Annotated in this window: 23 protein-coding genes, 1 tRNA gene and 1 pseudogene; 15 read left to right on the forward strand and 10 right to left on the reverse strand. The window is 56.7% G+C overall.

Annotated elements, in window-relative coordinates; genetic code table 11:
* Positions 1 to 279: 279 nt before the first annotated feature.
* A complete protein-coding gene (locus BN1118_RS07055; RefSeq protein ID WP_052449165.1) occupies positions 280 to 663 on the reverse strand; it encodes a MerR family transcriptional regulator in 384 nt (127 codons plus the stop codon).
* A gap of 122 nt (positions 664 to 785) precedes the next feature.
* On the opposite strand from BN1118_RS07055, the gene BN1118_RS21050 reads away from it, so the two are divergent.
* From BN1118_RS21050 to BN1118_RS22470, 6 genes and pseudogenes are all read left to right on the forward strand, one after another.
* On the forward strand, positions 786 to 1,061 hold the full coding sequence (locus BN1118_RS21050; RefSeq protein WP_084214029.1) for a helix-turn-helix domain-containing protein: 276 nt from the start codon (positions 786 to 788) through the stop codon (positions 1,059 to 1,061).
* A 6-nt stretch (positions 1,062 to 1,067) separates the two neighbouring features.
* On the forward strand, positions 1,068 to 1,595 hold the full coding sequence (locus tag BN1118_RS07060) for a hypothetical protein (RefSeq protein ID WP_043555209.1): 528 nt from the start codon (positions 1,068 to 1,070) through the stop codon (positions 1,593 to 1,595).
* Between the two features lie 42 nt (positions 1,596 to 1,637).
* Complete coding sequence (locus BN1118_RS22125; RefSeq protein WP_209428860.1) at positions 1,638 to 2,600, forward strand: hypothetical protein; 963 nt, start codon at positions 1,638 to 1,640, stop codon at positions 2,598 to 2,600.
* 282 nt (positions 2,601 to 2,882) lie between these two features.
* Positions 2,883 to 3,968 (forward strand): hypothetical protein, encoded by a 1,086-nt coding sequence (locus BN1118_RS07065; protein WP_043555212.1) that lies wholly within the window; start codon positions 2,883 to 2,885, stop codon positions 3,966 to 3,968.
* Between the two features lie 148 nt (positions 3,969 to 4,116).
* Positions 4,117 to 8,220, forward strand: coding sequence for a HigA family addiction module antitoxin (locus tag BN1118_RS07070; protein ID WP_043555214.1), 4,104 nt, complete (start codon positions 4,117 to 4,119; stop codon positions 8,218 to 8,220).
* Between the two features lie 89 nt (positions 8,221 to 8,309).
* Positions 8,310 to 8,454: pseudogene (locus BN1118_RS22470) on the forward strand (IS5/IS1182 family transposase); the annotation flags it as partial.
* A gap of 255 nt (positions 8,455 to 8,709) precedes the next feature.
* Here the strand turns inward: BN1118_RS22470 and ychF are convergent.
* The 7 genes from ychF to lolB all read right to left on the reverse strand — a co-directional run bounded on the left by ychF (position 8,710) and on the right by lolB (position 15,711).
* A complete protein-coding gene (gene ychF / locus BN1118_RS07075) occupies positions 8,710 to 9,801 on the reverse strand; it encodes a redox-regulated ATPase YchF (protein WP_042867752.1) in 1,092 nt (363 codons plus the stop codon).
* Positions 9,802 to 10,033: 232 nt separating this feature from the next.
* Positions 10,034 to 10,630 carry an aminoacyl-tRNA hydrolase gene (gene pth / locus BN1118_RS07080; protein ID WP_042867754.1) on the reverse strand — a complete coding sequence of 199 codons (597 nt, stop codon included), beginning with the start codon at positions 10,628 to 10,630 and terminating at the stop codon, positions 10,034 to 10,036.
* Positions 10,631 to 10,827: 197 nt separating this feature from the next.
* Positions 10,828 to 12,816 carry a bifunctional metallophosphatase/5'-nucleotidase gene (locus tag BN1118_RS07085; protein WP_043555216.1) on the reverse strand — a complete coding sequence of 663 codons (1,989 nt, stop codon included), beginning with the start codon at positions 12,814 to 12,816 and terminating at the stop codon, positions 10,828 to 10,830.
* 101 nt (positions 12,817 to 12,917) lie between these two features.
* Positions 12,918 to 13,865, reverse strand: coding sequence for a ribose-phosphate pyrophosphokinase (locus BN1118_RS07090; RefSeq protein WP_005317019.1), 948 nt, complete (start codon positions 13,863 to 13,865; stop codon positions 12,918 to 12,920).
* A 311-nt stretch (positions 13,866 to 14,176) separates the two neighbouring features.
* Positions 14,177 to 14,251: transfer RNA gene (locus BN1118_RS07095), tRNA-Gln, on the reverse strand.
* On the reverse strand, positions 14,231 to 15,100 hold the full coding sequence (ispE, locus tag BN1118_RS21065; protein ID WP_084214031.1) for a 4-(cytidine 5'-diphospho)-2-C-methyl-D-erythritol kinase: 870 nt from the start codon (positions 15,098 to 15,100) through the stop codon (positions 14,231 to 14,233). The genes BN1118_RS07095 and ispE overlap by 21 nt, the downstream gene beginning before the upstream one ends.
* 26 nt (positions 15,101 to 15,126) lie before the next feature.
* Positions 15,127 to 15,711, reverse strand: coding sequence for a lipoprotein insertase outer membrane protein LolB (lolB, locus tag BN1118_RS07105; RefSeq protein ID WP_043135621.1), 585 nt, complete (start codon positions 15,709 to 15,711; stop codon positions 15,127 to 15,129).
* Between the two features lie 121 nt (positions 15,712 to 15,832).
* Between lolB and hemA the strand changes: the two genes are divergently transcribed.
* The 7 genes from hemA (at position 15,833) to BN1118_RS07140 (ending at position 23,086) form a co-directional block, all read left to right on the forward strand.
* Positions 15,833 to 17,089, forward strand: a complete 1,257-nt coding sequence (gene hemA, locus BN1118_RS07110) for a glutamyl-tRNA reductase (RefSeq protein WP_043555218.1) — start codon at positions 15,833 to 15,835, stop codon at positions 17,087 to 17,089.
* Between the two features lie 53 nt (positions 17,090 to 17,142).
* A complete protein-coding gene (gene prfA / locus BN1118_RS07115; protein ID WP_005317010.1) occupies positions 17,143 to 18,231 on the forward strand; it encodes a peptide chain release factor 1 in 1,089 nt (362 codons plus the stop codon).
* 49 nt (positions 18,232 to 18,280) lie between these two features.
* Positions 18,281 to 19,135, forward strand: a complete 855-nt coding sequence (gene prmC, locus BN1118_RS07120) for a peptide chain release factor N(5)-glutamine methyltransferase (RefSeq protein ID WP_043555235.1) — start codon at positions 18,281 to 18,283, stop codon at positions 19,133 to 19,135.
* 43 nt (positions 19,136 to 19,178) lie between these two features.
* Complete coding sequence (locus BN1118_RS07125; protein WP_043555219.1) at positions 19,179 to 19,562, forward strand: SirB2 family protein; 384 nt, start codon at positions 19,179 to 19,181, stop codon at positions 19,560 to 19,562.
* An 11-nt stretch (positions 19,563 to 19,573) separates the two neighbouring features.
* Positions 19,574 to 20,374 (forward strand): SirB1 family protein, encoded by an 801-nt coding sequence (locus BN1118_RS07130; protein WP_043135613.1) that lies wholly within the window; start codon positions 19,574 to 19,576, stop codon positions 20,372 to 20,374.
* A gap of 275 nt (positions 20,375 to 20,649) precedes the next feature.
* Complete coding sequence (kdsA, locus tag BN1118_RS07135) at positions 20,650 to 21,504, forward strand: 3-deoxy-8-phosphooctulonate synthase (RefSeq protein ID WP_042037513.1); 855 nt, start codon at positions 20,650 to 20,652, stop codon at positions 21,502 to 21,504.
* 304 nt (positions 21,505 to 21,808) lie between these two features.
* On the forward strand, positions 21,809 to 23,086 hold the full coding sequence (locus BN1118_RS07140) for a dicarboxylate/amino acid:cation symporter (RefSeq protein WP_043555222.1): 1,278 nt from the start codon (positions 21,809 to 21,811) through the stop codon (positions 23,084 to 23,086).
* Between the two features lie 163 nt (positions 23,087 to 23,249).
* On the opposite strand, the gene grcA is transcribed toward BN1118_RS07140, so the two are convergent.
* A complete protein-coding gene (gene grcA / locus BN1118_RS07145; RefSeq protein ID WP_042867771.1) occupies positions 23,250 to 23,630 on the reverse strand; it encodes an autonomous glycyl radical cofactor GrcA in 381 nt (126 codons plus the stop codon).
* 732 nt (positions 23,631 to 24,362) lie between these two features.
* Here grcA and ung point away from each other — a divergent pair.
* Together ung and BN1118_RS07155 are read left to right on the forward strand one after the other, a co-directional pair.
* A complete protein-coding gene (ung, locus tag BN1118_RS07150) occupies positions 24,363 to 25,031 on the forward strand; it encodes a uracil-DNA glycosylase (RefSeq protein ID WP_043555236.1) in 669 nt (222 codons plus the stop codon).
* A 223-nt stretch (positions 25,032 to 25,254) separates the two neighbouring features.
* Positions 25,255 to 25,803: a hemerythrin domain-containing protein gene (locus BN1118_RS07155; RefSeq protein ID WP_043555223.1), complete on the forward strand. Its 549-nt coding sequence runs from the start codon at positions 25,255 to 25,257 to the stop codon at positions 25,801 to 25,803.
* A 50-nt stretch (positions 25,804 to 25,853) separates the two neighbouring features.
* Here the strand turns inward: BN1118_RS07155 and BN1118_RS07160 are convergent, their stop codons facing one another.
* Positions 25,854 to 26,036, reverse strand: a complete 183-nt coding sequence (locus tag BN1118_RS07160) for a DUF3545 family protein (protein ID WP_042867775.1) — start codon at positions 26,034 to 26,036, stop codon at positions 25,854 to 25,856.
* Positions 26,037 to 26,164 lie beyond the last annotated feature (128 nt).

Here is a 26,164-nt window from a genome sequence, read left to right on the forward strand (position 1 = left end):
TTAACTCTGCCATCATAGAGATAATTCAGTGTATTAATCAGGCTGTATATACCGCACAAACAGTCATGCTGTCCCTGGCGGGACGCACTAACGTCTCGGGGATATGTCATTGTCAGTATTCCGGGATCTGTGACGACTGAGAACCAGTCGGGATGGTGGTGATACAGTGGACATGCATGTGGTGGCTGCCACTGTATAAATTATAGCAAAATCAATAAATTATCGCAAATGATTCTTATTTGGCTTGCTGTTGAGTATTGTATCTATCATCATTACGGATTATTTATCAGTCCCAGGCGTGGTCAGATCTTTTGCTACCTGAGCCAGCGCCAGCTGTAGCAGCTTATCTCTTGAATGAGGTTTCATACTGCGCCAAAGCTGGATCCATAATCCGAGTTGCTCATCCTTAAGCTGTGACGATACTTCCTTTTCTTCTCTTTTTACTGGCATGTTGGCCGCACTGATATGGTATTCGTAACCCTTCCCTTTCTCCCGCTTGCGCCGGATATCAGGGTGCAGCGATGCCAATTTTTCCAAGCGGATCCTTGCCCCTTTTGCGGTGCTAGGCATACCCGGTAGGCAGCTAAACTCCTCAGCAGTGAGCCACTCTTTGCCGAAAGCCTTGCCTTTTGCTTGTTCTATATCCGCGCGCTCATTGCTCATTAAAATATCACCTTAAATCAAAGCGTTAGTTAAATGAGGTCAGATAACCACCAAAAGGAACTTTACTTGTACCTTTTGTTCGCTTTTAATGTGCTGAGTACTAAACATATGGAGTTAATACATTGAGTAACTCAGGAGCATCGCAAAAAAAGCGAACTAAAGGAAGTGCTAGCAATTGGCACAGGGCCGACATCGTTGCTGCACTGCACAAACGAGGATTGTCCCTATCTGCGCTTTCACGCCAGCACGGGCTTGCTTCTAGGACACTTAGCAACGCTTTTGAACGCCACTATCCGAGGGCAGAGAAGATTATTACGGAGGCATTGGAAACCACTCCAGAAACGTTGTGGCCAGAGCGCTATCTAGAGAAATCAACAGAAAAAGGAAGCGAAGGATAGCGTGATATGAGTACTACCATCACCAAGGTAACAGAATGTTTTGAGTACTTTTTCAGTTCCCTTTATCGCAGAGAGTTTGTCAAAACCCTGCGCCTGAATGAGTGCAGTGAGCGGGAATTGTTACCGTTAGTTCGCTGCTACTTTCTTGGCTGGTTTGCTGACCATGTTTCGCCGGAGGTTAAAGGAGCGCTGCCAGGCACTGTTTCTGGCTATGGATACATCGATTTCGTCATTGACGATGTGGCCGTCGAGTTCGCTGTTCGCAAGCCAACTGCGGCACGCTCTAACGTATCGGCCATCGTCAACAGCACTGAAATGAAAAAGCTAATGAAGTATGACGGTAAGTCTTTGCTTGTCTTGTTTGACTTCTCCGATACCCCTTTTACAGAAGATCAGATCGAGTCCTTTCATAATAGGCCTTCCCTTGGGCGAGGCAACCACCGTAAATCAGCTTTCAATGTAGTTTATTTTTTTGTTGAAAAGCGTAAACCTTTAACGCTTGCAAAAATCACCAAAAACATTCGCATCAGTTAACTATGCGTTCATATTCGTTCTTCATCAAAGGGAGTAAATAAAATGAAGAAAGCAGCGGCTATTATATTGTTGGTATGTTCAGGCTATGCCAATGCCAAAATATTACCTATAGATACATTGCAGGCACTTTATGAAGTGTACGCGAAATTGAATACTTGCCATCATTTTGGTTATATCGATAATGACGTATTATCGTCGCTAGATAAGGTTATTCAGAATAATAAATATCAAGATAATGTTGGTAACGTCTCAAACCTAACTCAGGATAACATCGATTACTACCATTCACTACATGACAGACAAATCCTTGATCTACAAGCATATAGTAATAATCCAGAACAAAGTGGCTCTCGACCCAATATAAAAATATTGTGCGATCAGCTCAATACTTCCACGGGAAGTAGTCTGGGTATTCAGGCTCACATTATTCCCCCTGATCAGCTCCCTACCAGCGCAAGGCCTATTCTAAATGAGGAGAATGGAAGCAGCATACAGACTCCCCCTGAAGAAAGCCCTATAGAATGGGAAAGCAGCCCTGTTGAGGGGGCAACCATATTGGCTAATTCAGAACAGTTTTATTTGGATAAGGCACCTGATGGACTTGAAGTGCTCAATGAACCGGGGCTATACATCAGGAGTTCTGTTAACAGTGAAAATCTGTACCAGATTGATGGCCTATATGAACTCTACAAACCAAAGCCGGCACCCGGTACAGATGAAATTTTGAACCATCCATTTTATGGGTGCGGCGGTATGTTGCAGGAAGCAGTGGAGGTCGCTGATGTAACATCTGGCGGTAACCGCAATACCGTTTTAGATTTTAAAGTTCGCCATGATGATGGTGCTACTACCGCCATTCCATTCAATACCTGGGCGAGTGCGATGAATCAGTTACAGAAGAATTCGGCATCCTCCCTAATTGCACAGGGTAAGCACCTTCGCATTTATTACCAACTTTGTGGGAATGGGGGCTTTGAGACCATCAGAGGTATCGAAAAAATCTAGCGGTACATAGCGGACAGGAAAAGCCCCATTACCTGTCCGCTTGCGGTATTTTTTGGGAAACGTGTAGGTGCATTGACGGGCAAGACCTACACAGCCCAAACCTTGGATTTTGATCTTGTTCACCACTGTTAGCAGCAGCCCTGTGGTACTCACGGGCATAGTATGCGCTCTGCATAGCAGTTGTACCATGGGGGGCGTACTGTCCTTTGCATCTCGAGGGGTTATTTGATGTGAGCCACTAAGTTAGTATCAGAAGATCAGAACAAGGAATGGAGGTACTGCATGGAAATCCTCATTAAGATGCCAGATGATTTCCCCGTACAGGGGATTTTAGACATAGGGGATTACCTTCAGCAGATTGATGCGCTGGTGCCTGATTATCCTGACCCAAACTCAGAGGTCTATTTTGTCGGCCACTATCTTGGCGTCCGGCAATTGGAAGGGATAAACACAGTGCTTCTTCCAGATCGCAACGTTATCTCCAGGATGGCGCGGGCAGCTAAAGGCGAGACCTTGGATGCACACGGAAGGAATGCAGCCGCCATCCTTGCATTCGCGCAGTGTTTGGATATTGAGATAGAGCCGTCCATCGCATTCCACGAGATGGCCTTCAATGAAGGCAATCATTCTGCCCTCGAAGAATTGGGTTGGTTCAGGGTAGCGGACAACGGAAACCCTCATGAATGGGTTGCGGTTGGGTTGGGACAGTTAGACCGTATCCACACAGTCGGCATACCATCAGCAGTTGAGTATATGGACTTGGCAAAGCCACTAAAGCGCTGGCGGCGAAACTACATTGTCACGCTGAAGATGGGCGAATTGGAGCTCAACAGAGAACTCAACGCCATGCAGAAAGTGACGGCATTGCTTGAGTGGATGCGCGATGACTTCATCCTGGCAGGCCCTGCTGCCATACTGGCGTTTCTTTACTTCGCGCCTAATTCGCCACCTCGAAAAGGATTGCTAAAGAGCCTCAAGTCGGCTGATAGACAAGTAGCTTTGGCGGGGGCAAAGAATGCTGCCTGGGATATCACATACCTTAGTGACTTCGCTCGGCGTGTCACCGAGGAAAACGAAATCCAGCAAAAACGCCATATCTTTGCGACCTTCGATAAGCGCCTCCGAGATCTTGCGCGATTTGTCATCGGCGAGAATGACGAAATGGGGGAGGATGGGGGATTGGAGAAATCTTTTGTGCGATGGTGGTCGGCGAAGGATGCTAAAAAGATCGCAGACCTCTGGGCAAACTGCCTTGCTCGTACTCGCACCCAGGAATGGTGGGAGCAGTACAATAACCAGCCTGACTACGTAGGCGAACTAATCACACAGGGTGAGGACATCATACTGAATTGGGAAAGCTCAGAGTAGCAGCATTGATAGTCGAGATATGAATCGCCCCTATTTTCCTAGACATGTGTAATCTCAGGCCATGTATCAAGGAAGGCATAATATATTGATTCAAAACGCCCATGATCGTAAGGTGTAACCTTACACTTTACGTGTCAAGGGTTGATGTATGGCTACTGAATCGGTTCCAATCCATCCGGGCTCCTATGTCCGAGAAAATATTCTTAATCCTCGTAAGCTTACCGTCACTGAGGCAGCGAAGCTGATCGGTGTCAGCCGTCCCGGTGTATCTAACTTCCTGAATGGAAAAGTATCGGCATCGTCTGATATGGCGGCTCGTCTTGAACGTGCCTTCGGGATCTCCGCCAAGACCATCCTCGACTTGCAAACCGCGTATGACGCACAAGCAGGAAAAGCGGTAGATGCTGCTCAGAAGGCGCGCACTTACGTTCCTCCATTCTTGAATGTGCAAGCCAACGAACTCGAAAACTGGTTCACCACAACAATTCACGCCCGTACTAAGCTCTCGGTTCTGCTGCGAACGCTTGTTCACTCGACTGGCCACAGCCTTCTAAAGGTGGATTTTCCCGGCAACGATGATGCCGAACGTCCTGGATGGGATGGTTTTATTGAGGCCGATTCTGGTACGCCTTGGATACCTTCCGGCACCTCTGGTTGGGAGTTCGGTGTCACAATGGACATTAAAGGCAAGGCAGACGGTGACTTTGCAAAGAGTGTGAAGGCAGTTAAAAAGGCGGATCGGACCAATATTACTTTCGTCTTTGTCACTCCTCGTCGGTGGTCGGGTAAGACGGCTTGGATCGCTGCCATGAAAGAGAAAAATCTCTGGAAAGATGTCCGCGCCTACGATTCTAGTGACCTTGAGCAGTGGATGGAGCAGTCACTCGCGGCACAGACGTGGTTTGCGAATCAGGTGGCCCGTCCTTCTGGCGGCGTCAGAACGCTCGAACGCTGCTGGGAAGATTGGGCAAGTGTTGCGGCCCCTGTTCTTCATCCCTCTCTCTTCACTACGGCAAACGAGGTGTGGCGCGGTCGAATTAAATCATTCCTGGAGAAGGGGGGCTCTGATCCTCTAGTAATCACGGCTGACTCAGTTGAGGAAGCACTAGCTTTCCTCAGTCAGGTTCTAGCTACCCCCGAGCTTGAGCAGTATAAGGACCGCGTACTGGTGTTTGACCAGTCGGGAGTACTGCCAAGACTCGCTCAAGGCTCAACAGATTTCATCGCGGTGGCCCACACACGGGAAATTGAACGCGAGTTTGGCCCCTTCAGTGCATCGCTGCGAACTATAGTTGTCTATCCTCGCAACGCTACCAGTACGGAGCCCGATATCGTATTGGAGCCTCTCGGATACGAGGCATTCACTAGGGCGCTGGAAGCGATGGGAAAGACTCGCGATAAAATAGTGGAGCTCACCAACACCTCGGGTCGTTCGTTGACGGTTCTTCGGCGTCAACTCTCGAACATCCCGGCAATTCGTACACCGGTTTGGGCAACCGAACATGAAACGTCATCTGGACTTATTCCGCTTGTCTTAGTCGGTGCATGGGATGTACAGAACGAGGCAGATCGAACAGCCCTTTCTTTAATGGCAGGGGAAGTCGAGTTCGAGGTTTTGGAAAAACGCATCCTTGGACTGTTGCGGCTCAACGACTCTCCGGTTTGGTCGATTGGTGGATACCGAGGAATGATTTCAAAAATCGACTCTTTATTCGCAATCGCTGGCGCAATTACAAAGGCTGACCTCAACCGATTTCTCCATGTTGCAAGGATCGTTTTGGGTGAAGATGATCCGGCGCTGGACCTGCCGGAGGAAGAGCGTTGGGCGGCGGCCATACATGGAAAACGGCGTGAGTTTTCTGGTGCGGTACGTGAAGGTATTTCAGAGACCCTGGTTTTACTGGCTGTGCATGGCAAGAATCTATTCGGTAAACGCTTGGGTTTTGACGGGGAACTTGAAGCCGCGAAACTAGTACGTGATCTTCTTGAGCCTATTAATACAAGGAAGCTGGAGGCGAACGAAGGCGACCTTCCGCTTTATGCTGAAGCGGCTCCGGATGAATTTCTAGCAATCATTGAACGTGATCTACGTACAGAAAAACCTCAGGTTATGGGTTTGCTGAGGCCCGTCAATTCCGGATTCTTTGGTTCTTCATGCCCGCGTACTGGGTTGCTTTGGGCACTCGAAGGACTTGCGTGGAATCCGTCGACCTTTCCTCGCGTCGTGAAGATACTAGCCCAGCTTTCCGAGGTAGATATCAACGATAACTGGGCGAATAAACCCATTGGGTCATTGGGCTCTATTTTTCGTGTGTGGATGCCTCAGACGGCAGCAGATCACGAGATACGTTTGAAGGCGATCTGCATGCTTCTGGACAAGCACTCAGTTATAGGTTGGAAGATTTGCCTCCAGCAGTTCGGCGATTTTGGGAGTCGCGTCGGCGATTATGGTTACAAGCCGAAGTGGCGTCCCGACGGCTACGGCCATGGGGAGCCCTTCAAAACATGGGGTCCAATCCATGCATTCGTTAGAGATATGGTACAGCTCGCACTGAATAGGCCGTCTTACACTGCCGAGATGTTGTGTGATCTTGTCTCAAGACTGCATGCACTTGTGTTCGAGGATCAGGAGCGCGTCTGGGAGATAATAGGAAAGTGGCACCGTACGGGCGTTCCTGATGAGGATATTGCGAAGGTACGCGAGAAAATACGTGTGACGGTCCTCTCTCGCCGAGGTCAGAAGCAGGCTGATAAGGAAGAGCAGGCAAGCCTGACCAAGAAAGCCAAGGCAGTTTATACCGCGATGCAGCCTAATGATATCGTGAACAAACATGAGTGGCTGTTTCGTCAGGGCTGGATTGAGGAGTCTGCGGACGAACTTGCCGAAGATGAGATGGACTTTCAGGCACGCGAGCAACGCATTGAAAAACTTCGCGTCGAAGCCCTGGCAGACATTGTACGAGAACACGGTATCCCTGGCATCTTCGCACTCGCTGATAAAGGAAACTCTCATTACCAAATTGGCACGCTTGTGGTGTCCGGCATCCTCAATGACGAGCAGATTGAGGGCATGATTCTGCAATGCTTACATCATGAAAGGGCTCGTACGGGGCGTGATGGTATCGTTGCCGGAGCTGCTTGGAAGTTGGGCTCCGATCGGCGAAAAGCGATCTATGCCAGTCTACGGGACAAGATCACTGAAGTGGAAGCACTCCACCTTTTGCTTCTCTCACCTTACCGAACTTCAACATGGGAGCTTGTGGAGCAACTATCGGCTGACGTGCGCGCTCGGTACTGGGAAGAGGTGAACCCGCAGTACGTCTACGACTCCCCTGAGGAGAATAATGAAAGTGTCCGCCGCCTACTTGCTGTTGAACGCCCTCGGGCAGCCTTTACCTCAATGCATTTCAAGCTTGAAGAAATACGCCCGCCCCACCTTGTTCAGGTGCTATCTGCCATGGTTAAGAGTGGGAACGACAAGCCAAGTGAGTACCAGTTGCGCGACTACGACGTGCAGCGAGCCTTCCAACTGCTCAATCGCAACCCAGATATTTCTTTAGAGGAAAAGGCCGGGTTGGAGTTTGCGTACCTTAACGTTTTGGCGCGTTCTTTCCGGGGAGGAAGCGAGCACCAGATTCCAAATCTTGAACGCTACATTGAAGAGCACCCTGAGATGTTCGTACAGGCGGTCGTATGGACGTATAAGCGCAAAGATCGTGGTGAAGACTCTCCTGAGTTTTGTGTTACCGAGGGCAGCGAGCATCTAGCAAAGAGCGGATACCGACTTCTTGATGCGATTGAGCGCATCCCCGGTCAGGACAAGGGGACCGAAGATGAACAGCGCGAAAAGCTTGTTGAGTGGGTTACAGCGGTAAGGAAGTCTTGTGCCGAACTCGACCGTATAACAGTCGCAGACGTGTGTATCGGCCAGCTTCTCTCCAATGCTCCAGTTGGTAAGGATGGAGTGTGGCCGAGCGAAGTTGTTCGCGATGTGATGGAAGACTTGCAATCCGAGGATATCAGCCGTGGTGCCCATACAGGCCTTTACAACTCACGCGGAGTTCATTCGCGAGGTGAAGGTGGTGAGCAGGAACGCGAGCTCGCGGACAAGTATCGGAGTGGGGCCGATGTCTTGCAGTTCTCGCATCCCTTCGTGTCGTCATCGCTCCTGATGTCCATGGTAAAAACGTATGAGCGGGAAGCGGAGCAACATGACACGGAGGCAGGGATACGGCGCAGGTTAAGGCACTAATTAAAACAAGTAGTGTGTAGAAGTAGCCATTTGTTGGGGGATCACATGCTGGGAGTTTGTGCAACAGTCTGCCGTAGAAGCCGCAGAGCTCTGGTGAACTGAAGCCGTGGAAATAGTACTTAGGTCATCATGAGCGCTCGAAGGCCGAGATAGCGATGTATCGCTTCAAGCAGCTCACCGGCTCGAAATTAAGCCTGAGAAAACGACAACAACGCGCCAGTTGGCGAGGCTCTAAAGGTGTCTAGGAAAGTAGGGACGATTCAAACAGGCAGACTTGTGTATCGCACACCCACCCACCTGTTGTAATTACGTTAAGCTGATTTCCACGTCATCAACTTGTTATGAAAAAGCCCACCCGTTGCCGGATGGGCTTTTTTGTAGCCGTTTTCTACCCCTAGCGCTGCGCAGTGTGTACGCAGGTGTGTACTCAATCTGTTTATAGTCGGCTTACTATGCCATAACAAATTGAATAATAAGGGGTAAAAATCGTTATACGTTAAACAGGAAGTTCATGATATCGCCATCTTTGACGATGTAGTCTTTCCCTTCGGCGCGCATCTTGCCTGCTTCCTTGGCACCTTGCTCACCCTTGTAGGTGATAAAGTCTTCGAAGGCGATGGTTTGGGCGCGAATAAAGCCTTTTTCAAAGTCGGTGTGGATCTTGCCCGCCGCTTGCGGGGCTGTGGCGCCAACCGGTATGGTCCAGGCACGCACTTCCTTCACGCCGGCGGTGAAATAGGTCTGCAGCTTGAGCAGCTCGTAACCTGAGCGGATCACCCGGTTCAGGCCTGGCTCTTCGATGCCAAGATCTGCCATGAACTCGGCGCGATCGTCGTCATCCAGCTCGGCGATGTCAGATTCGATGGCGCAGCAGACCACCACCACAACCGCGTTCTCGGCGGCGGCGATTTCACGCACCTTGTCGAGGAAGGGGTTGTTCTCGAAACCGTCTTCCGCCACGTTGGCGATATACATGGTGGGCTTGAGGGTCAGGAAGTTGAGGTGGCTGACGGCGGCCAGCTCATCCTTGTCCAGCTTCATGCCACGGATCATCTGGCCGTTTTCCAGGGCGACCCGGATCTTCTCCAGGGTTTCCACTTCCAGCTTGGCATCCTTGTCGCCGCCCTTGGCGCGCTTGGACTGGCGGTGAATGGCACGCTCGCAGGCGTCCAGATCTGACAGGGCCAGTTCGGTGTTGATCACCTCGATGTCGTCGGCCGGAGAGACCTTGCCGGCAACGTGAATGATGTTCTCGTCCTCGAAGCAGCGTACCACGTGGCCGATGGCTTCGGTTTCACGGATGTTGGCCAGGAACTGGTTGCCCAGACCCTCACCCTTGGAGGCACCGGCAACCAGACCGGCGATGTCCACGAATTCCATGGTGGTCGGTACGACACGCTGGGGATTGATGATGGCCGCCAGCTGGTCGAGACGCGGATCCGGCATGGGAACCACACCCGTGTTCGGCTCAATGGTGCAGAACGGGAAGTTGGCGGCTTCGATGCCGGCCTTGGTCAGCGCATTGAACAGGGTGGATTTACCTACATTGGGCAGGCCCACGATACCGCATTTAAAACCCATGGATTGTTACCTTATTGATGGATGCTGTTGAGGGCCGCTTAACCTGTTCACGCTCTTACTGCGAGGCCGTGATCAAGGCTCATGTGCTGCTCGGAATCCTCACGTATGCCTATACGCTCCGGTTCCTGCGCTGCGCTTCACCTTGCTGACGACCTCTCGTCACAGTGCGTGGACAGGTTCTTGGGCGACCCTGTCATATTGTGCGAGCCTGACGCGTGTCAGGCATCTGTATTCAGACTTTTTCGGCCTTGAAGCTGTGCAAGCGATTCATGGCCTTGGTCATGTCTTGCTTGAACAGGATATCGGTGGCGCGCAGGGACTCATCCAATGCGGCCTCGATCAGGCTCTGTTCACTGCTTGGGGCCTTGGTCAGGACGAATCCGGCCACCAGCTCCTTGGCACCGGGATGGCCTATCCCGAGGCGCAGCCGGAAGAAGTTATTGTTATTGCCCATCTTGGCAATGATGTCTTTGAGGCCATTGTGACCACCGTGGCCACCACCTTGCTTGAACTTGGCGATGCCGGGGGGCAGGTCCAGTTCATCGTGGGCCACCAGCATGGCTTCCGGTTCTATCTGGTAGAAACGGGCCAGCGCCGCCACGGCTTTGCCGGAGAGATTCATGTAGGTGTTCGGGATGAGCAGACGCACATCCTGACCTTCCACCTGAATGCGGGCCGTGTGGCCGAAGAACTTGGGCTCTTCGCGCAGGCTGACATTGTGCCAGCGAGCCAGCTGCTCCACATACCAGGCGCCCGCGTTATGGCGGGTCTTGGCGTATTCGGGGCCGGGATTGCCCAGTCCCACGATCAGTTTGATTTGGCTTGTCACGCTTGATGTCTTCACTCGCTGCTTGCAATGGGCAGACTGCCCAAGGCAATGGGACGCAATATTCTAGCCGCCGACTGGCGATCACTCAACCAAAGCTCGGCCACCGTGAGGGAATAACCGCTGATCGGGTTGCCAATGGTAGCAAAACGGGCCCCTTGTCGAGGCCCGTGCTGGTCGGTGTTGGCTGGGGTGGTGCCTTATTTGGCTCGCAGCAGCGTGACCGTCTCTTCTGTCAACGCGGTCAGGATCGGACGCTGCTCTCGCACGTATTGCACGAAGGAGGCCGCGTCCGTGCCGCAGTTGACGCTGCTGGCCTTGCAGTCGAGCTGCTGACCCGGCGCATAGCGGGCGATCAGCTGATCGCCGCTCTGCTCCACTTTCTCGATGGGGAAGCCGGTCAGCTTGCCATCCACCCAGGCGAGATCCAGCCGCTCGGCCTGCTGGCGCTGGGCGCGGGCGAGAGCCTGCCAGCCGTCGTTGCCATTGGCACTGTAGGCGTTCATCACCACCCGGTAGCGCTGGCTGTCGACCAGATCCTGCCATTGCCCTTCGGCGCTCAGCCATTGCAGTCGGGTCAGCTCGCCACGCTTGCCCGGCACGGTTTCGGTGAAGGTGTAGCGCAGGTGGCCGCCGTAGGGGAACTTGCCTGCATGGGCGCTGGCAGGCAGGGTGGCCGTGATGGTCTCGGTCAGCAGGGCGCGCACCTCGGCACCGGTCAGGGTCAGCACGGAGAGCTGATTCTTGAACGGCAGCAGGGTAAGCGCCGCGTCCCCTTCGCGCAACTCGCCGGCGGGCAGATCGGCGCGCACGCCCCCCACCGCCAGCAGGGCGAAGTGGACAGGGCCGCCGGTCAGGGCCCGCACCGCCGGGGTGTTGGCCCAGTAGTATTGGCCTTCGGCCACCAGGGGGGCGACGTCGGAGCCGTGGCTGTCGCTGCCGTTGTCGCCGGGGCGGCGGGCATTTTGCAGCGGCGCCGGCAGGGTGGCGATGACGGGCCCGAAGGCCTGCTCCAGCGCCGGCTTGTAGTGGCTGTCGATGATGCCGCGCAGGCGCGGGTCTTCATCCACTGTCACCAAGTTGGGCTGGGCATCGATGAACTTGCCCGCCTGCTTGCCCCGCGTCTCATCCAGCACCTGCTTGCGGGCCGGATCGGCGAAGAAGTCGCGGCTGGCCAGCAGCTGGTTCTGGCCCTTGCAGGCGATGACCCGGCCCTGGCCGTCGAAGCTGACCCGGGCCAGGCCGATGGCCTGGGCGTAGGAGCCAGCCTGCACCACACAGGTCAGGCCGACGCCGTCAGGATTGGTGACCAGCTGGGCGTATTCGCCTGTCTTTCCCCAGCCGATGTTGCGAAAATCGCCGAGCAGGCTGTGGGAGTGGCCGCCGACGATGGCATCTATGCCGTTCACCTCGGCCGCCAGTGCCAGATCCCGCTGGTTGCCAATATGGGTCAGGGCGATGACGTGGTGGATCCCCTTTTGGCGCAGCAGATCCACGGTCGCCTGGGCCGAGGCGACCTCCTTGCCAAAGCGCAGCTTGCCGACGTTGGGAGAAATATTGGCCATGTCCTCCAGCACCAGCCCCATCACGGCGACCAGCTGCTTGCCCTGCGGCAGGTTGTTGAGATCGGTGACCGGGCTCTTTCGGTTGCCTTCGAAGGCATAGACCACGAACGGTTTGAGGTTGGTGGTGTGGCGCAGATCCGGGTCGTCACGGGTATCCAGGTTGGCGGCCAGCACCGGGAAGTTGACCCCCTCGATGAAGCGGGCCAGCTTCTGGTTGTCGAGATCGAATTCGTGATTGCCCAGGGCCATGGCATCGAGCCCGAACTGGCTCAGCAGCTCGGCATTGGCCATTCCCTCGTTGAGCTTGAAGTAGCCGCTGCCCTGCCAGGCATCGCCACCGTGCAGCAGCAAGAGTGGCTGGTTCTTGGCAAGCGCCTCGGCCTGAAAGGATTTCGCCATGGTGAGCAGGCGCGGATAACCGCCGAAGCGGGTGTAGAGGGTGTCGGTTTCCCCCTGCTTGCCAAAGATGGGCCCCTTCAGCTCGGCGTTGACCGGGTCAAACTGGGAGTGGGTGTCGTTCATGTGCGCCAGGGTTAGCACGAAGGGCTGGTTTTCTTTGCCGGGCTGACAGGCGAACAGGAAGCTGCAGAGGACGAGGAGCAGCAGCGGGCGCAAGCGATTCATGGATCAATCCTTAACCTGCGGTGGGGCAGGGCAATACCGGGTGTGACAGGGCTAGAAAGACAAAAACCGCCAGCTGGCGGTTTTTGTCACAACGGCGTCTATCAATGCTCAAACATGGCAGAGATGGACTCTTCGTTGCTGATACGACGAATGGCTTCGGCCAGCACGGTTGACAGGGTCAGCTGCTTGACCTTGTCGACCGCCTTCATCTCCGCGGTGAGCGGGATGGAGTCAGTGATGATCAGCTCGTCGATGACCGAGTTCTTGATGTTTTCCACGGCGGAGCCGGAGAAGACCGGGTGAGTGGCGTAGGCGAATACACGCTTGGCGCCGCGCTCTTTCAGGGCTTCTGCGGCTTTGCACAGGGTGCCGCCGGTGTCGATCATGTCATCGACGATAATGCAGTCGCGGCCGGCCACGTCACCGATCAGGTGCATGACCTGGGAGACGTTCGGGCGGGGACGACGCTTGTCGATGATGGCGATGTCGGTATCGTCCAGCAGCTTGGCGATGGCACGGGCACGCACCACACCGCCGATGTCCGGCGATACAACGACAGGGGATTCGAGGTTCTTGGACTTCATGTCTTCCAGCAGCACTGGGCTGCCGAACACGTTGTCGACCGGGACGTCGAAGAAGCCCTGGATCTGCTCGGCATGCAGGTCAACGGTCAGCACACGGTCCACACCCACGCTGGAGAGGAAGTCGGCGACAACCTTGGCGGTGATGGGCACACGGGCGGAGCGGACGCGGCGGTCCTGACGGGCATAACCAAAGTAGGGAATAACGGCAGTAATACGGCCAGCTGAAGCACGACGCAGAGCATCCACCATGACGATCAATTCCATCAAATTGTCGTTGGTCGGGGCACAGGTGGATTGAATGATGAAGATATCGCCACCGCGTACATTCTCATTGATCTGTACGCTGATCTCGCCGTCGCTAAAGCGACCTACGGCAGCATTGCCGAGTTTGATAAACAGGCGATCTGCGATCTTCTGGGCTAGTTCCGGCGTTGCGTTACCAGCAAACAGCTTCATGTCAGGCACGGTTTGAAACCTCGGGGTTGCATCCAGTATGTGGGGGAGTCTGATTCAGACCCGTATCGTTTTGGGGCAAACGATTTATCAAGTTGACGGGTCAGGCCACTATAGGCTGCTTTCAGGCTAGGTGCATATCGTTACATGTTTCAAATCGGATGGCTGTCGCGTTTGCAGGCAGCCGTCATCCAGGAGATCGATGACCTCTTTGCGAGTGACAAGGGGACGATAATGGTTGCAGACGGGCTTGACGAGATTGCGCTCTGTCAAGATCCTCTGCGGCCGGTTTACCGACACACCCGTGTCAATCACCAAGATAATGGCTGGGGTACTAGGATTCGAACCTAGGAATGGCGAGATCAAAACCCGCTGCCTTACCGCTTGGCGATACCCCAATCACTGATTTGTTGCAATGTCACGAACAGTGGTGATATGTTCTCGCCCTTGGCGACAAACCCATCCCATCTCTTCGGCACTTTTGCCAACACTTCCCGAGCAGCCTCTTCGTCTTCAAATTGAGCAAAGACGCAGGCTCCTGTGCCCGTCATTCTTGACGGCGCGTATTCTAGCAACCAGCCGAGCGCATTGGCAACCTCGGGGTGGCGCTTTTTCACCAGCAATTCGCAATCGTTTTTCCACTCGCCTTCCAGCAGGTTGTGAAATGCCATTTTCGGCGTCGCTCTGGGCAGGTCCGGATCCTGGAAGACGGCGGCGGTGGCCACGTGGCAATCGGGCTTGAGCACCAGATACCAGGCGCTTGGCAATTCGACCGGTTGCAGTCGCTCGCCCACCCCTTCTGCAAAGGCGGCGCGACCGCGCACGAACACAGGCACGTCGGCCCCCAGCTGCACGCCAAGCTCCGCCAGATCGTCTTCACTCAAGCCCGCCTGCCAGAGATGGTTCAGGGCGACGAGCGTGGTGGCCGCATCCGAGGAGCCGCCACCTATGCCGCCGCCCATGGGCAATACCTTCTCCAGCCGGATGTGGGCCCCCTGCGGGCTCGGCAGCCGTGCCTGCAACAGCCGTGCGGCGCGTATGATGAGGTTCTGCTCATCGGGCACGCCGGGAATGGCCGGGCTTAAGGTAAGCAAGTCGGTGTCTGGCAGTTGCTCGAATTCGAGCCAGTCGCCATGACTGAGGAAGATGAACAGGGTCTGCAGCTCGTGATAGCCGTCCGGACGACGGCCATTGACGTGCAGGAAGAGGTTGAGTTTGGCCGGTGCGGGCCAGCGAGTGGCGGTCATTGTCGCCTCCTTGTCAGTCGCAGCCATCAGCGAACGAGCGTCCATTGGTTGATCTGCAACTTGAGGCGGCTGCCCTGGCCCGTCATGGTCAGTTGGTGCGGCAGGCGGTAGCCGTCCTGATCCCGGTAGTCGCCATAGACGATCTGCCACTGGCCGTCACGCACGCTGGCCAGGCTGCTGTCGGGATTGAGTTCGAACTCTGCCTTGCCCGGCAGCCCCTTGATCCACTCCGGCAGCCCCTGCACCGGTATATTCCAGCCGGTGAGCTGATAGACGAGCGCCTCGGCATCCTGGCTCTGGTGCGGCTTGCCCTCGTTGTCGATCAGGGTGATCTCGCCCTTGCTGCGGGAGAGCTCCAGTATGTGGGTGCCGACTATGCTGCTCAGGTTGAGGCGGTAGTCGTCCCCATCCTGCTGCCAGTTGACCCGGGCGCTGCCCTTCTGCTGGGCCGTGATGATGGCCATCTTGCCCGACAGCTGCCAGTGGGTGAGCTGCTCGAGACGGGCCCGCTCCTGCTGCCAGTTGACCTGATCCCTCTGGGGTTGGGTGGTGGCACAACCGGCCAGCAACAGCAGGCAGGCGAAGGTGAAAATACGCAACAACAAGGTCATGCTCCAGATACGGGGATTTGCCACAGTATAAGGGGCGGCCGTATTGCTTTTAAAGCCTTACCCTTTCTCGTACAATTGACGGCCTTTACTCCTAGCGCACAGATACGATCACCACCCACTCATGAGTTTGCTTGCCCTCGGAATCAACCACAACACCGCCAGTGTCGCCTTGCGGGAGCGGGTCGCGTTCGGCCCGGACTGCATCGATCGCGCCCTGCGTGAGCTGGTCACCCAACCCGGCGTAAGCGAGGCGGTGATCGTCTCGACCTGCAACCGCACCGAGCTTTACTGCAGCCTGGCGCAGGGGCAGGGGGAGCAGGTACTGCACTGGCTGCAACGTTTCCATGCCCTGGACGCGGCCGAAGTGGTGTCCGCCATCTACCAGCACTGGGACGAAGAGGCGGTGCGTCACCTGATGCGGGTGGCCTGCGGCCTGGATTCCCTGGTGCTGGGGGAGCCGCAGATCCTGGGGCAGATCAAGCAATCCTATGCCCATGCCCAGCAGTCCGAGGCGGTGAAGGGGTCGCTGGAGCGGCTGTTCCAGAAGTCTTTCTCCGTGGCCAAGCGGGTGCGGACGGACACCGAGATAGGCGCGAGCGCCGTGTCGGTGGCCTTTGCCGCCGTGAGTCTCGCGCGCCGCATCTTCTCCGATCTCTCCCAGACCAAGGTGCTGCTGGTCGGTGCCGGCGAAACCATAGAACTGGTGGCCCGTCATCTGCGCGAGCAGAACGTCACCCAGATGATGGTGGCGAACCGCACCCTGCAGCGGGCCCAGCTGCTGGCCGAGGAGTTCGGCGCCCGGGTGATGACCCTGGAAGAGATCCCCGATTATCTGCACGAGGCGGACATCGTCATCAGCTCGACCGCCAGCCCATTGCCCATCATCGGCAAGGGCATGGTGGAGCGCGCCCTCAAGGCCCGTCGCTTCAAGCCCATGTTCCTGGTGGATATCGCCGTGCCGCGGGATATCGAGGCCGAGGTGGACGAGCTCTCCGATGCCTACCTCTACACGGTCGATGACCTGCAGGGCATCATCGAGCAGAACCTGGAGACCCGCAAACGGGCCGCCGCCGAGGCGGAGCTCATAGTGCAGGAAGAGCGCGATGAGTTCATGGGCTGGTATCGCAGCCAGCATTCGGTGGACCTCATCCGCGATTATCGTCATCAGGCCCAGCAGGTGGCCGATGAGGAGTTGCAGCGCGCCTTGCTGGCCCTGCAACAGGGCGAGAATGCCGAGCAGGCCCTCAAGGCCATGGCGCACCGCCTCACCAACAAGTTGATCCATGCACCGACCCAGGCCCTGCGCCAGGCGGCGGCCCAGGGGGATCACCATCAGCTCTCCCGCCTGCGTCAGGTGCTGGGATTGTCACCAGAGTAATTGTTCGGGGTGGCCGGCTGGCGGCCCCTTCCTCCATCGAGAAAACAAGATTTATGAATCCGTCACTGATCAGAAAGCTGGAAGGCCTCATCGAGCGCCACGAAGAAGTACAGGCCATGCTCGGCGAGCCCGGGGTGGCCTCGGATCAGGATCGCTACCGCGCCCTGACCCGGGAATATGCCCAGCTGGAAGATATCGTTCATGCCTTCCAGCGCTTCCGCCAGGCCGAAGAGAACCTGGAGGCCACCAAGCTGATGCTGGAAGAGGATGACGCCGACCTGCGCGAGATGGCGCAGGAGGAGTTGCCGCTGGCCAAGAGCACGCTGGAGGAGCAGGAGCAGGCGCTGCAGGTGATGCTGTTGCCGCGGGATCCCAAGGATGACAACAACTGCTACCTCGAGATCCGGGCCGGTGCCGGCGGTGACGAGGCGGCCATCTTTGCCGGTGACCTGTTTCGCATGTATTCCCGTTACGCCGAGCGTCAGGGCTGGCGCATCTCCATCGTCAGCTGCAACGACGGCGAGCACGGTGGCTACAAGGAGGTGATCGCCAAGGTGGACGGCGAGCACGTCTACGGCCGCCTCAAGTTTGAATCCGGCGGCCACCGGGTGCAGCGGGTGCCCGAGACCGAATCCCAGGGCCGGGTGCACACCTCCGCCTGTACCGTCGCCGTGCTGCCGGAAGTGCCGGAAGCCGAGCAGATCGAGATCAATGCGAACGACCTGAAGATAGATACCTTCCGCGCCTCCGGGGCCGGTGGTCAGCACGTCAACAAGACGGATTCGGCCATCCGCATCACCCACCTGCCAACCGGCCTGGTGGTGGAGTGTCAGGATGAGCGCTCCCAGCACAAGAACCGTGCCAAGGCGATGTCCGTGCTCTCCGCCCGCCTTCAGGCGGCCGAGGATGAGCGCCACCGCGCCGCCGAGCAGAGCACCCGTCGCAATCTGGTGGGGTCAGGCGATCGCTCCGAGCGTATCCGCACCTACAACTACCCGCAGGGTCGCCTCTCCGAGCACCGCATCAACCTCACCCTCTATCGTCTTGGCGAGATCATGGAGGGGGATCTGGACTGCATCATCAGCCCCATGATCCAGGAGTATCAGGCCGATCAGCTCGCCTCCCTGGCGGAAAACAGCTGATGCAGCCCGTTTGTGCAGATATCGCCGTCACGGCGATGGCGCGCTGCTGATGCAGATCCAGCAGGCTCGCGCCCACATAATGGCAACCCTGGCCGGGGGCGAGTCTCCCCGCGCCGACGCCGACGTGCTGCTCTGTCATCTGCTCGGTTGCCGGCGCAGCTATCTGATGACCTGGCCGGAGCGCACCCTGGATGCGGCCCAGCAGGCGACCCTGCAAGGCTGGCTGAGCCGTCGTCTCAACGGCGAGCCCATCGCCCACCTCATCGGCGAGCGGGAGTTCTGGTCACTGCCGCTCAAGGTGAGCCCGGCCACCCTGATCCCGCGCCCCGACACCGAGGTACTGGTGGAGCAGGCGCTGGCACGCTTGCCCCCAAGGCCAGCCGCGCCGGATCAGGCGCCTTGTGCCCTGCTGGATCTCGGCACAGGCACAGGGGCCATCGCACTGGCGCTCAAGTCGGAGCGACCGGATGCCGATGTATGGGCGGTGGATAGGATGCCGGAGGCGGCCGCACTGGCGCGCGCCAACAGCGCCGCGCTGGGGTTGCCCATCACGGTGTGCGATGGCAGCTGGTTTGAACCGCTCTCGGGCGCGCCGCGCTTCGGGATGATAGTCTCCAACCCGCCCTACATCGACGGCGCCGACCCCCATCTGGCTGAGGGGGATGTGCGTTTCGAACCGCGCTCCGCCCTGGTGGCCGATGAGCAGGGGCTGGCGGATATCCGGCTGATAGTGGCCGGTGCGCCTGCCCATCTGCTGCCCGGTGGCTGGCTCCTGCTGGAGCACGGCTGGCAACAGGGTGAGGCGGTGCGTCAACTCCTGCTGCAGCACGGCTACAGCCAGGTGGAAACCGTGCGCGATTACGGCGATAACGAGCGGGTGACCCTGGGGCGCCTGGCTCGGTGATGATGACGGGCGGGCCCGGCCTGCCTCTGTTCAAGGACATGTTATGTATGTTGCTCTCAAACATCTGCATCTGGTGCTGATCGCCTCGGCTGTGCTGATGTTTATGCTGCGTTTTTACTGGGTTCAGAAGGGGGCTGCCGGCGCCTATGGCAGCCGGGTCCTGCAACTGAGCGGCTGGTTGAATGGGCTGGTGGTGCTCTCCGGCGTGCTGCTGTGCATGGTGCTGGATCTCAATCCGCTCAACAATGGCACCCCCTGGCTCAGCGAGAAGCTGACCGCCATCCTGGTGGTGGCCTTTTTGGCCATGATGGCGCTGCGGCTGGCCCGCAACAAGGGTATCCGCTGGTTTGCCTTCCTCGGTGCCCTGGGTTGGCTCTTCTTTATCGCCAAGCTTGCGCTGCAGAAGCAGGCCGGTCTGTTCGGTTAAGGATGATGACTATGATACGCGTAGACGAATGGACCGATTTCGAGGCCCACGACATCGCCGAGCTGGCGTTGTCGGTGAGCGATGAGATCCATGGTATCGGCGGCCGTGGCGAGGCCGAGCTGGCCCGGCTCGATGCCTGGCTGGACGAGACGATCGACGAGGGCAACTGCGACGAGGTGCGTCGTCAGCTGCTGCAGGGCTTCTACCAGACCCTGGGTTTTCACGGTGACTGGCAGGATTATTTCTCCGCCGCCAATTGCGATCTGGCTCAGGTGCTCGCCCGCAAGCAGGGCATTCCGGTCAGCCTCGGCATCCTCATCATACAGCTTGGCCGCAAGCTCGGGCTGGATGTGGAGGGGATCTGCTTCCCCGGTCACTTCCTGGTTAGCTTCGCCGGCAGCGAAGGCGAGGTCTATGTGGACCCCTTCACCGGCGACGAGTTGAGTCTGCACCGCATCGAGCTGCTGCTGCGCGGCGCCCTTGGCAATCTGGCCACCCTCACCTCCGAACACCTGCAGCCCTCGGGCCAGTGGGAGATCATCGAGCGGCTGCTCAACGTCAGCAAGGGTGCCCTGCTGCGGGAAGATCGCATGACGGAAGCGCTGCGCTGCAGCGAACTGCTGCTGCGCATGAAGCCTGGCGATCCGCTGGAGACGCGGGATCGCGGCTTCATCTACGAGCAGCTCGACTGCCCGCGCTTCGCCGCCGACGATTTTGAATACTTTATTGAGCAATGTCCGGACGATCCTGTGGCCGATGTGCTCAAGGTGCAACTGGCCGCGCTGGATCTGAGCCCCAAGCCCCTCCATTAAAGGGCCGGGAGCTGCAACGCAAGAGTATCAAGGCTGGTGTGCCTAAGGTGCAGCGGACTAATTTGGATTCAAGCCCCAAGCCCCTCCATTAAAGGGCCGGGAGCTGCAGCGGAAGAGTATCAAGGCCGGTGTGCCAAGGCGCAGCGGACTAATTTGGATTCAAGCCCCTTCACTCAAGGATGGCTGGGAACTGAAACAGAAGAGTATCAAGGCCGGTGTGCCAAGGCGCAGCGGACTAATTTGGATTCAAGCCCCTTCACTTAAGGATGCCTGAGATGGAACAGAAGAATATCAAGATCAATGACATCGATGTAGCCAACGACAAACCGTTCGTGCTGTTCGGTGGCATGAACGTGCTGGAATCCCGCGACATGGCGATGGCGGTGTGCGAGAAGTACGTGGAAGTGACCAGCAAGCTGGGCATACCATTCGTGTTCAAGGCGAGCTGGGACAAGGCCAATCGCTCCTCCATCCACTCCTACCGCGGCCCGGGCCTGGAAGAGGGGATGAAGATCTTCCAGGAGCTGAAAGCGACCTTCGGCATGCCGGTCATCTCGGATCTGCACGAGGTGCATCAGGCCAAGCCGGTGGCCGAAGTGGTTGACGTCATCCAGCTGCCCGCCTTCCTGGCGCGTCAGACCGATCTGGTGGAGGCCATGGCCCGTACCGGCAACGTCATCAACATCAAGAAACCGCAGTTCCTGAGCCCAAGCCAGATGAAGAACATCACCGACAAGTTCGAGGAGTGCGGCAACGATCAGCTGATCCTGTGCGAGCGCGGCGCCAACTTCGGTTATGACAACCTGGTGGTAGACATGCTGGGTCTGGGGGTGATGAAGAAGAGCACAGGCGGCTATCCGGTGATCTTCGACGTGACCCACTCATTGCAGTGCCGCGATCCGCTGGGGGCTGCCTCGGGTGGCCGTCGGGATCAGGTGACCGAGCTGGCCCGTGCCGGCATGGCGGTCGGCCTGGCCGGCCTGTTCATCGAGTCACACCCGGACCCGAAAGTGGCCCGTTGCGATGGCCCGAGTGCCCTGCCGCTGGAGAAGCTGGAAGGTTTCCTCAAGCAGATGAAGGCGATCGACGATCTCATCAAGGGCTTCGAGCCCCTCGATACCTCCGCCTGATCCATGGCGCCTGTGTCGTGATGCAAAATGCCCCGCCATGCGGGGCATTTTTATATCCGGGGCGTTGTCATTGAGGTCTTAAATAAATCATCGACCAAATATATCACGGTTGCCGTGGTGTTAATGATGTTAAATGTGTTGTGTGATTAATGTCTCTTAATTGCTTCTTATAACGTGTGAAAGTGGCGCCGTTACGATGACGAAATAGCATGAAGCTGGCGAGAGAACTATGATCTCTCGTTACGGCTCCCTGCATGCTTATTTCTGCCATATGAGATGTCGATTAATTAACAGGACGTTAATAATGCGAAAGAAAATATTCAGCAGCCTTTATTTCCAGGTGCTGCTTGCGATCACCCTGGGGGTATTTCTGGGGCACGTCTATCCCGACCTCGGGGCGGATATGAAACCACTGGGTGATGGCTTCGTTAAATTAATCAAGATGATCATAGCCCCCGTTATTTTCTGTACCGTGGTAACGGGTATCGCCGGCATGGAGAGCATGAAGGCGGTGGGGAAAACCGGTGCCATAGCGCTGCTCTACTTTGAAGTGGTGAGCACCATAGCCCTGGTCATTGGGCTGTGCGTGGTCAACCTGTTGCAGCCCGGGGTGGGCATGAACGTGGATCCTGCCACGCTGGACGCCAGTTCCATCTCGGCCTATGCCGAGCAGGCCAAGTCGCAGGGCATCATCGCCTTCCTGCTTGACGTGATCCCGGGCAGCGTGATCGGCGCCTTTGCCAGCGGCAATATTCTCCAGGTGTTGCTGTTTGCTGTGCTGTTTGGTTTCTCCCTGCATCATATTGGCGAGAAGGGAAAATTAATCTTCAATGTCATCGACAGCTTCTCCCAGGTTATTTTCGGCATCATCAACATGATCATGCGACTGGCGCCGGTCGGGGCATTTGGAGCCATGGCCTTTACCATAGGGAAATACGGTATTGGCTCGCTGATCCAGCTGGGCCAATTGATCGCCTGTTTCTATATGACCTGTCTGCTGTTCATTTTTCTGGTATTGGGCAGCATCGCCAGGGCGAATGGTTTCAGCATCCTGCGCTTTATTTCCTACATCAAGGAAGAGCTGCTGATCGTGCTGGGAACCTCCTCTTCCGAATCCGTGTTGCCGCGCATGCTGGTCAAGATGGAGGCGCTCGGCTGCAAGAAGTCGGTGGTGGGACTGGTGATCCCGACCGGTTACTCCTTCAACCTGGATGGCACTTCCATCTATCTGACCATGGCGGCCATCTTCATCGCCCAGGCGACCAACACGCCGCTGGATCTGTTCCAGCAGATCACCCTGCTGGTGGTACTGCTCATCTCTTCGAAAGGGGCGGCCGGCGTCACCGGCAGTGGCTTTATCGTGCTGGCGGCCACCATCTCGGCGGTGGGGCACCTGCCGCTCGCCGGGTTGGCGCTGATCCTCGGCATAGATCGCTTCATGTCGGAGGCGCGTGCCCTGACCAACCTGATCGGCAACGGGGTGGCTACCGTGGTGGTGGCCCGTTACTGCGATCAGCTCGATGAGCAGCAGATGCACGAGGTGCTGGGAGCGTCGGCCCAGAAGGCGGATCAACAGGGATAGTGACGAGCAGGGCCCGGGGCATGGCTGTCATGCCCCGGGCCCTGCCAGAGCCAGATTTGCCGCCCGCAGGCACTGACCATAGGCCAGCCAGGGGCGGACAGTCAGACATAAAAAAACGGCCCGAGAGGGCCGTTTTTCATGGTGCAGATCACCGCAGAGGGAATTACAGGCTCTGGGTAAAGGTACGGGTGACCACGTCACGCTGCTGTTCCGGGGTCAGTGCGTTGAAGCGCACGGCATAGCCGGAAACACGTATGGTCAGCTGCGGGTACTTCTCCGGGTTGGCGATGGCGTCTTCCAGGGTCTCGCGACGCAGCACGTTGACGTTCAGGTGCTGACCACCTTCCACGGCAGGCTCGGCTTGAACCGGCAGCTCACGGTATTCGAACTGACCCAGGTCAGAGACGCTGACTTCCTGATCGGCTGTGAAGGTGTCGCCCTTGGCGCAGATGCAACGAGCCTGTTGCTTCTCTTCGTCCAGCAGCCAGAAAGAGTTCAGCAGCGCTGCGTTGGTGGACTGGGTGATTTGGATGCCCTTGATCATGGTATGACTCCTCATAGGAAAGCGGATTCAACTGTAAGGAAATTACCCTGATGTATTTAAACCACCGGGATGATTTAAAGGGCCCTTGCCTTACACCTTTACTTTGTTGGGTCATATATACCACGATGGTAATAATACGAAAATTGATCTAAATCAAAAAATATGCGATTTGCGCCTGTCTGTAGGGATTAAATTATTGAGATTAATCAAAAATAGGTCATTTTTCTGATTATGTAAGATATCCAAATTATGCATCTTTCATTAATTAAATCTAGTAATTTAACTACATTTTATGGCTATTTCACTCCGTGGAAGTCAGGGCGCAGCCGGCCCCACCGGCTTACTGGGCCAGGGTGCAGGGCTGGATGTCCATCATCCGGCAACCCAGGGTTCTCGTCTTCGCTACAAAGGAAGCGGATCCGCCGAGAGGGGCTCAGAGGAAGGTGAGGCCCTCCGCCTTGGCACACTTGGCGAGGTGGGCAGGTTCGGCCCCCCGCGTTTTCTGCCGCTCTCGATGAGGGGGCATAATGGCTGTAGCGACCAGCCGTATGGGGCTCAGCCGATGGCGCTGCGGTTGCGTCTTGTGGTCTGCCCCCCTATCCTGACCCCCTTGCCGCATTAATTGAGGATATTGGGGTGCTGACCTGGACAGATGTACTGGATTCGGAGAAAGAGGAGAAAGGGAGAGGACCGCAGGGGTCTGATCCTGCCGCATTGATTGAGGAGGCTGGGGTGCCGAGCTGGACAGATGTGATTGGCTCTGAGAAAGAGCAGGACTATTTCAAGGCGACCCTGGCGACCGTCAGGAGCGAGCGGGAAGCGGGCAAGCTGATCTACCCCCCGGCGACCGAGGTGTTCAACGCCTTCAAGCTGACCGAGCTGGATCGGGTCAGGGTGGTGATCCTGGGTCAGGACCCGTATCACGGCCCGGACCAGGCCCATGGCCTCTGCTTCTCCGTGCTGCCCGGCGTGCGCACGCCTCCCTCGCTGGTCAACATCTACAAGGAGATGCAGCGGGATCTGCCGGGTTTTGTCACACCCAATCACGGTTTTCTGGAGTCCTGGGCCCAGCAGGGCGTGCTGTTGCTCAATACGGTGCTGACGGTGCAGGCAGGCATGGCCCACTCTCACGCCCATCTGGGCTGGGAAACCTTCACCGACAGGGTCATAGAGCAGATCAACGCCAGCTGTCAGGGGGTTGTCTTCCTGCTGTGGGGGGCTCATGCCCAGAAGAAGGGCCGTTTCATCGACCGTCAGCGCCATCACGTGCTGAGTGCCCCTCATCCCAGCCCGCTCTCCGCCCATCGCGGCTTCATAGGTTGCGGCCACTTCTCCGAAACCAACCGTCTGCTGGCCCAGCAGGGGATGAGCCCCATCAACTGGCATTCGGTCTGCGAGTAGCCGGCCCAGGCCAGACGGATGTGACCCCGACAGTGCGAGCCCGAGAGGGCTCGCACTGTTTCCGGTCGTCTGCGGACAGGCAGGAGGAGGCAATCGAGGTCATCTGAAGGAGGGGGTATGAGCCGGGATTGTCTGCGTCAGATTTGATTGAGTGCAAAGTTAGCGCAATAAATGACCGTATACTCGAGACAGGATCTTTCTCAAATCAGTGCAAGGAGTGCCCATGTTAGCCAGTCTGCATAAGGACCACCTCAACATCGCCAAGCTGTTGCAATTGCTCAAGAACAAGCTTGCCGCCATTCGCAGTGAACAGCCGGTCAGCTACTTCCTGATCCGGGACGTGGTGGATTATTTGCGGGAGGTGTCGGACAAGTACCACCACCCGAAGGAGGACATGATCTACGACTACTACCTGAAATACCGGGTGGTGGAGGGCGAGGTCGCCAACCGGTTGCAGGAGGAGCACACCAGACTGCTGGAGGCCGGTGCCGAGCTCAAGGAGATGGTGGAGATGATACTGATGGATGCCGTCATCCCGCTGGATCAGTTCACGGCCAAGCTGGAACAGTTTGTGGCGCTGCAAGAGGCGCACATGAACTATGAAGAGGGGGTCATCTTTCCCCATCTGCGCGACTCGCTGACCGAGGACGATTGGCGTCACCTGGAGCAGATCTGGCATAACCGGGCCATAGGGGATCCCCTGTTTGGCGCCGAGATCAGCCAGCACTTCCAGGAGCTGGCCAAACGCCTGTCGTTGCCACTCTCCTCCTGACAGTCACAAGCCACTAAAAAACAGCGCCCCGGTTAACCGGGGCGCTGTTTTTACAGTTCGATCTCTTCCGAGAGACCTTCGTAGGCGATGTCGATGGATTGCAGCTCCTTCTGCAGGCGATGCTTGTCTTTCAACGCCTCAATCTCACGCCATTTACGTTTCTTTCCCGTTGTCCCGCGGCTACGTGAACCGAGCTCAACTACATCGTCATAATCGAAGTTGAACATTTCCATGGCTCCCTCCTTGGTTATTCTCGTTTTCATCACCCGTATAACATAACGCCATTAAAATTAAAACGTTTTCGTGACGAACTCATGACAGGGGATCCAGCGCCCATAAAAAAGGCGCTGTCCCAATTATG

This window comes from Aeromonas bestiarum (assembly GCF_000819745.1).
GTDB lineage: Bacteria > Pseudomonadota > Gammaproteobacteria > Enterobacterales > Aeromonadaceae > Aeromonas > Aeromonas bestiarum.

What these genes read in the sequence shown, in the direction of transcription:
- BN1118_RS07055 (WP_052449165.1), bottom strand. Translation starts at nt 663, where the DNA reads ATGAGCAATGAGCGCGCGGATATAGAACAAGCAAAAGGCAAGGCTTTC.
- BN1118_RS07060 (WP_043555209.1), top strand. Translation starts at nt 1,068, where the DNA reads ATGAGTACTACCATCACCAAGGTAACAGAATGTTTTGAGTACTTTTTC.
- BN1118_RS22125 (WP_209428860.1), top strand. Translation starts at nt 1,638, where the DNA reads ATGAAGAAAGCAGCGGCTATTATATTGTTGGTATGTTCAGGCTATGCC.
- BN1118_RS07065 (WP_043555212.1), top strand. Translation starts at nt 2,883, where the DNA reads ATGGAAATCCTCATTAAGATGCCAGATGATTTCCCCGTACAGGGGATT.
- BN1118_RS07070 (WP_043555214.1), top strand. Translation starts at nt 4,117, where the DNA reads ATGGCTACTGAATCGGTTCCAATCCATCCGGGCTCCTATGTCCGAGAA.
- ychF (WP_042867752.1), bottom strand. Translation starts at nt 9,801, where the DNA reads ATGGGTTTTAAATGCGGTATCGTGGGCCTGCCCAATGTAGGTAAATCC.
- BN1118_RS07085 (WP_043555216.1), bottom strand. Translation starts at nt 12,816, where the DNA reads ATGAATCGCTTGCGCCCGCTGCTGCTCCTCGTCCTCTGCAGCTTCCTG.
- ispE (WP_084214031.1), bottom strand. Translation starts at nt 15,100, where the DNA reads ATGACCGCCACTCGCTGGCCCGCACCGGCCAAACTCAACCTCTTCCTG.
- lolB (WP_043135621.1), bottom strand. Translation starts at nt 15,711, where the DNA reads ATGACCTTGTTGTTGCGTATTTTCACCTTCGCCTGCCTGCTGTTGCTG.
- hemA (WP_043555218.1), top strand. Translation starts at nt 15,833, where the DNA reads ATGAGTTTGCTTGCCCTCGGAATCAACCACAACACCGCCAGTGTCGCC.
- prfA (WP_005317010.1), top strand. Translation starts at nt 17,143, where the DNA reads ATGAATCCGTCACTGATCAGAAAGCTGGAAGGCCTCATCGAGCGCCAC.
- prmC (WP_043555235.1), top strand. Translation starts at nt 18,281, where the DNA reads ATGCAGATCCAGCAGGCTCGCGCCCACATAATGGCAACCCTGGCCGGG.
- BN1118_RS07125 (WP_043555219.1), top strand. Translation starts at nt 19,179, where the DNA reads ATGTATGTTGCTCTCAAACATCTGCATCTGGTGCTGATCGCCTCGGCT.
- BN1118_RS07130 (WP_043135613.1), top strand. Translation starts at nt 19,574, where the DNA reads ATGATACGCGTAGACGAATGGACCGATTTCGAGGCCCACGACATCGCC.
- kdsA (WP_042037513.1), top strand. Translation starts at nt 20,650, where the DNA reads ATGGAACAGAAGAATATCAAGATCAATGACATCGATGTAGCCAACGAC.
- BN1118_RS07140 (WP_043555222.1), top strand. Translation starts at nt 21,809, where the DNA reads ATGCGAAAGAAAATATTCAGCAGCCTTTATTTCCAGGTGCTGCTTGCG.
- grcA (WP_042867771.1), bottom strand. Translation starts at nt 23,630, where the DNA reads ATGATCAAGGGCATCCAAATCACCCAGTCCACCAACGCAGCGCTGCTG.
- BN1118_RS07155 (WP_043555223.1), top strand. Translation starts at nt 25,255, where the DNA reads ATGTTAGCCAGTCTGCATAAGGACCACCTCAACATCGCCAAGCTGTTG.
- BN1118_RS07160 (WP_042867775.1), bottom strand. Translation starts at nt 26,036, where the DNA reads ATGGAAATGTTCAACTTCGATTATGACGATGTAGTTGAGCTCGGTTCA.